This is a genomic window from uncultured Allobaculum sp., assembly GCF_948576815.1.
Taxonomy (GTDB): Bacteria; Bacillota_I; Bacilli_A; order Erysipelotrichales; family Erysipelotrichaceae; genus Allobaculum; species Allobaculum fili.
Genome location: NZ_CAPAEZ010000109.1, coordinates 1 through 5,253, shown reverse-complemented (window position 1 = coordinate 5,253; position 5,253 = coordinate 1). Strand labels below are relative to the sequence as shown.

At 49.6% G+C, this 5,253-nt stretch carries 3 protein-coding genes; 2 read left to right on the top strand and 1 reads right to left on the bottom strand.

Translation table 11 applies throughout. The features are described 5' to 3' along the window. Positions 1-312, top strand: a 312-nt coding sequence (locus Q2J39_RS10445) for a hypothetical protein (RefSeq protein WP_288340623.1), incomplete at its 5' end; no start/stop codon positions are given. A 122-nt stretch (positions 313-434) separates the two neighbouring features. Here Q2J39_RS10445 and Q2J39_RS10440 read toward each other — a convergent pair. Next, the gene (locus Q2J39_RS10440) at positions 435-1,706 is read right to left on the bottom strand and encodes an MFS transporter (RefSeq protein ID WP_288340621.1); all 1,272 of its coding nucleotides are present in this window, start codon (positions 1,704-1,706) and stop codon (positions 435-437) included. Positions 1,707-2,478: 772 nt separating this feature from the next. Between Q2J39_RS10440 and leuS the strand changes: the two genes are divergently transcribed. Then, positions 2,479-4,878: a leucine--tRNA ligase gene (gene leuS / locus Q2J39_RS10435; RefSeq protein ID WP_288340620.1), complete on the top strand. Its 2,400-nt coding sequence runs from the start codon at positions 2,479-2,481 to the stop codon at positions 4,876-4,878. Positions 4,879-5,253 lie beyond the last annotated feature (375 nt).

The following is a 5,253-nucleotide window of genomic DNA, read 5'->3' as shown; positions in this document are numbered from 1 at the left end:
AAGTGGACCAGTTTTCAATTACGCAACTGGACCAGTTTTCAATTGACAAAAACAATTGGTAATAATCAGCGAAAACCCGTCGGGAGTAATCTGATAAACAAGTTCCATTTTTTATCTCCTGTTCTTTCTCTTTGTACAGTCAAATTCATCCGCAGTTTCATAAACACAGAAAGCCGTTCATTTGAACAGCCCATGTATAACCATATTCTAGCCAATTCAGCAGCAGAAAAATTCCGAGTTCGACAAACACGCTCTCTGCGAACATGGATTTATCGTGGCAAGTCTGCGGTAACGCTGTCTGTAGAAAAATAGATAGGCCGGAAAAAGAGTGACATCGGGAAAACGAAAGAGCGGGTTCGTAGGCCAATATGCAAAAAAAAATCGCAGTTTCAGACTTTATTCAGTCAGAAACAGCGTAAGTGAATGTTTAAAAATCAGTTTGAAGTGTGTGCTCCGTTTTCATCATAGACGGGATCAGGAAGGGTGTTGGCCCTGGCGAAGATCAGGTAGCCGATCAGAAACAGGAAGGCGAGCGTGCCGACCGCAATGTTCTGCTGACCGGTCAGCTGGGTAATCAGCCCGACAACGAGCGTTCCTAAAAAGCTCGCGCCTTTGCCGGCAATGTCGTACAGACCAAAGTATTCACCGGTCTGGTTTTTCGGAATGATCCGCGCAAAGTACGAACGGCTGAGTGCCTGAATCCCGCCCTGGAATACGCCGACGGCGGCGGCGAGAATCCAGAACTGCCAGATGGAATACATGAACAGGGCAAAGATTGAAATGCAGAAGTAGGCGAAGATGCCAACTTTGATCAGCTCGCCCGCGGAGTAGCTTTTGGCCAGATAGCCAAAGAGAATGGCAGCTGGAAAAGCGATGACCTGTGTCAGAAGCAGGGCCAGAAGCAGACCCGTCTGATCGAGTCCAAGTGAGGTTCCATAGGCGGTCGCCATCTCGATGATGGTATAGACGCCGTCGATATAAAAGAAGAATGCCGCCATGAACAGGAGAACTTTGCGGTTATGGCCGATTTCCTTAAGGACTTTCCAGAGTCGTCCAAACGTCTGACGTGCCGCATGCCCTTTACGGGGTACGAAATGTTTCTGCTTATAGCTGAAGGCCAGCGGCAGAGTAAACAGCGCCCACCACACGGCGTTCAGTAAAAATACCAGAAGAATTGCGGTCTGAAAGCCCATGCCCAGATTTTCGTAGCCGAGCATCAGGCCTAAAGAAACGATGAAAGGAATGCAGCTGCCGATATAGCCCCAGGCATAGCCTTTTGAGGAGACCATATCCATTTTGTCTTCCGGGCAGACATCGACGAGCATGGAATCGTAGATGACTAACGAAATGCTGTAGAGAATCTTGCAGAAGATAAACAAAGCGAGAAACGCCATCCAGTGACTGGGAATCCAGAAACAGAACAGCAGGAATGCGCCGGCCAGGGCATTGCCCAGGAAGATTTTTTTCTTGTTTCCGTCAAAGTCGGCGAGCGTTCCCATTAAGGGACCGGCAATGGCCACACAGATTGTGGCGATACTTGCCGCGTAGGACCACCAGGAGAGATATTCCGTTTCCGAAAGACCGGCCTGTGTAGCCAGGTGATTAAAGTAGATGGGCATAATGGACGTTGCAAGCAGGATAAACGCGGAGTTTCCTACATCGTACATAATCCATTTGAGCTCCAGAGTTGACAATTTATTTTTCATATTCATTCCTCAGGCACAGTTTAGCATTCTCGCCGAAAAATCACAGTATTAGCTTTTCCTATAGGATATTGTTGAAATTGTAAACAAATTGGATTTTTGTACAGCTCGATTTTTGCTGGATGTAGTTCATGAAAATGAAAGCAGATGCGCACGCAGCGCCGATTAGCTAGAAACGGATCGAAGCTGCAAACCAGGCTGTCAGAACTGGGAAAAACAGGGGGCAGAAAAACTGGAATTCTCTGCCCATCCGTCCAGCCAGCTGCTGTGTGGACAACTGAGAAACCCGACTTTGTAAGGTACAAATCCGGCTTTCTCTTTTCGGTCGAAGAGAGGGGGAGTTGACGAGCTCGCAAAGTCTTTGATAAATTACCACTAACGCCATAATTCAGAAGCAGTAGAAAATAAAGAAAGCTCGCAGAGAGCCGGCGGTTGGTGAAAGCCCGGCAGTTTCTTCTTTCGAACTCGTCTGGATTGCGTAATGCAGACCTGCTATATGGGCATTAAGTGCACAGATCTTTATTCCTTTTCTTTAAATGGGAATTCAATCAACAGACGATCTGTGAAGCAAGGTGGTACCGCGTAGTTTACGTCCTTACAGTTTAGGTAAGGGCGTTTTTCTTTTACGGAAGGACTTTTTCCGAAGGCACCTGCCGCAAGGGTATTGACTCGCTGTACACGCGTCCTGCAGTTTCTCTGCACATGGAAAAGACCCAGCCGATTGGAACCGTCTAAAGGCGCCGTTTCGATCGAAAAGAAAGGAAAGGAAATCAGTATGTACGATCATCAGTCCATTGAGAAAAAGTGGCAGAAGTACTGGGCGGATCATAAAACGTTCAAAACCGATACGTCCGATTTCTCCAAACCAAAATACTATGTACTCGACATGTTCCCGTATCCATCTGGAAACGGACTCCATGTCGGACACCCGGAAGGCTATACTGCCACGGATATCATCGCCCGCAAAAAACGCATGGAAGGTTATAACGTTCTCCATCCGATGGGCTTTGACTCCTTTGGTCTGCCAGCTGAGCAGTACGCCATTCAGACCGGCCATCACCCTTCGGAATTCACAAAGCAGAATATTGGTCATTTCCGCGATCAGATTCAGTCTCTCGGCTTCTCCTACGACTGGGACCGCGAAATTGCGACCAGCGATCCGGAGTACTACAAGTGGACCCAGTGGATATTTACCAAGCTCTATGAAAAAGGTCTGGCTTACATCGATGAGATTCCCGTTAACTGGTGCCCAGAACTCAAATGCGTCCTGGCAAACGAAGAAGTTATCGACGGCAAGAGCGAACGCGGCGGCTACCCGGTTATCCGCAAACCGATGCGTCAGTGGGTACTGCGTATTACCGAATACGCAGACCGCCTGCTGGAAGATCTCGATCTCGTAGACTGGCCATCCTCCACAAAAGAAATGCAGAAAAACTGGATCGGTAAGTCTGCGGGTGCCAATGTCATTTTCGATATTGACGGCCACGACAAGCAGTTCACCGTATTCACGACGCGCTGCGATACCCTCTTTGGCGCAACCTACTGTGTAATGGCTCCGGAACATCCTTTCGTTGACGAAATCACTACGCCGGAACAGAAAGAAGCGGTGGAAGCCTATAAAAAGGAATGCGCTACCAAATCCGATCTGCAGAGAACGGATCTGAACAAAGATAAAACCGGCGTCTTCACCGGCGCCTATGCGATCAACCCGGTCAATGGAAAGAAAGTACCAATCTGGATTTCCGACTATGTACTCGCTTCCTATGGAACCGGCGCCATTATGGCCGTACCGGCTCATGACACCCGCGACTATGAATTCGCCAAAAAATTCGGTCTGCCCATTATTCCGGTCATCGAAGGCGGCGACATTGAAAAAGAAGCCTGGACGGAAGACGGGATGCATATCAATTCCGAATGGCTTAATGGCTTAGGCAAGAAGGAAGCCATCGGCAAGATGATCGAGTGGCTGGAAGCCCATCACGCAGGAAATGCCAAGACAACGTACAAACTGCGTGACTGGCTCTTTTCGAGACAGCGCTACTGGGGCGAGCCGATTCCAATCGTTCATATGGAAGACGGCACCGAACGCACCATTGATGTGGAAGAACTCCCGCTCGAACTCCCGGCAACGGACAATTTCCAGCCGGCGGACAACGGTGAATCGCCGCTGGCCAACTGCACCGACTGGCTCAATGTGGAAATTGACGGCGTAAAGGGAACACGCGAAACGAATACGATGCCGCAGTGGGCCGGCTCCTGCTGGTACTACATGCGCTACATCGATCCGCATAACGACAAGGCGATTGCCGACCCGAAACTGCTTGAGCACTGGCTCCCGGTTGATCTGTACGTCGGCGGTGCGGAACATGCGGTTCTGCATCTGCTCTATGCACGTTTCTGGCACAAAGTGCTCTACGATCTGGGCGTAGTCCCGACAAAGGAACCGTTCCAGAAACTGTTCCATCAGGGCATGATTCTGGGAAGCAACGGCGAAAAGATGTCGAAATCCCGCGGCAACGCCGTAAACCCGGATGAAATCGTCGCCAGCCATGGTGCTGATGCACTGCGCGTTTACGAAATGTTCATGGGACCGCTCGAAGCGGGTCTGCCCTGGTCGACGACGGGTCTGGACGGTACCCGCAAGTGGCTCGAACGCGTTAACCGCGCTTTCACCGAAGCTCTGGAAATTACCGATGAAAACGATGGAAACCTCGACAAAGTCTATAACCAGACGGTGAAGAAAGTTTCCAAGGATATCGATACCCTTAACTTCAACACCGCCATTTCGCAGATGATGATCTTCATCAACGAAGCGTACAAGAACAAGAAGATTTACCGCCCGTACGCGTTAGGCTTTGTGAAGATGATTTCAACGTTCGCACCGCATCTGGGCGAAGAGCTCTGGCACACGCTGACCGGAAGCAATGAGTCCATCGCCTACGAACCCTGGCCGACCTGGGACGAATCCAAGCTTGTGGAAGATGTCGTAACCGTCATCGTTCAGGTCAACGGCAAAGTCCGCGGCAAATTCGAAATGCCGGCCGGCAGCAACGAAGAAGCCCTCAAGGAAAAAGCGCTCGAACAGCCGTCTGTCATCAAATTTACCGAAGGCCACGAAATCAAGAAGATCATTGTGGTCAAAGGCAAAGTGGTTAACATCGTAGTCGCAAAGTAAGAGCGGTGAGAACGAGTACCATTCAGATTTCAAATCCCATTACAAGAGCATGGTACAGAACATCCGTGCTCTTTTTACCGAAAGGAAAAGCTTCAGCTCCCCAACAGAAAATTCAGGTATCGAAACAAGGTGGAGAACGGCTCGCAGAACGATCCGACAGACGGCCGATCCTGAAAGAATGGTTCTAATTGCTGCGGAGAATAGGGCTCTGTAAACCCGCTTTCGAAGGTGTTCACGCCGAAATTCTGCAGGCTCGCAAAGCGAGAGCCGAGTACAGCATGTCATCCGGCGCTTTTTAAACCTGGATCAAAAACTTCTCAAATGTAAGTGTCAAACAATCGACGGGTATACGCGAGACTGAATATTAGATACGCT

Excerpts from the sequence above, each read along its gene's own strand:
- Q2J39_RS10440 (WP_288340621.1), bottom strand. The coding sequence starts at position 1,706 with ATGAAAAATAAATTGTCAACTCTGGAGCTCAAATGGATTATGTACGAT.
- leuS (WP_288340620.1), top strand. The coding sequence starts at position 2,479 with ATGTACGATCATCAGTCCATTGAGAAAAAGTGGCAGAAGTACTGGGCG.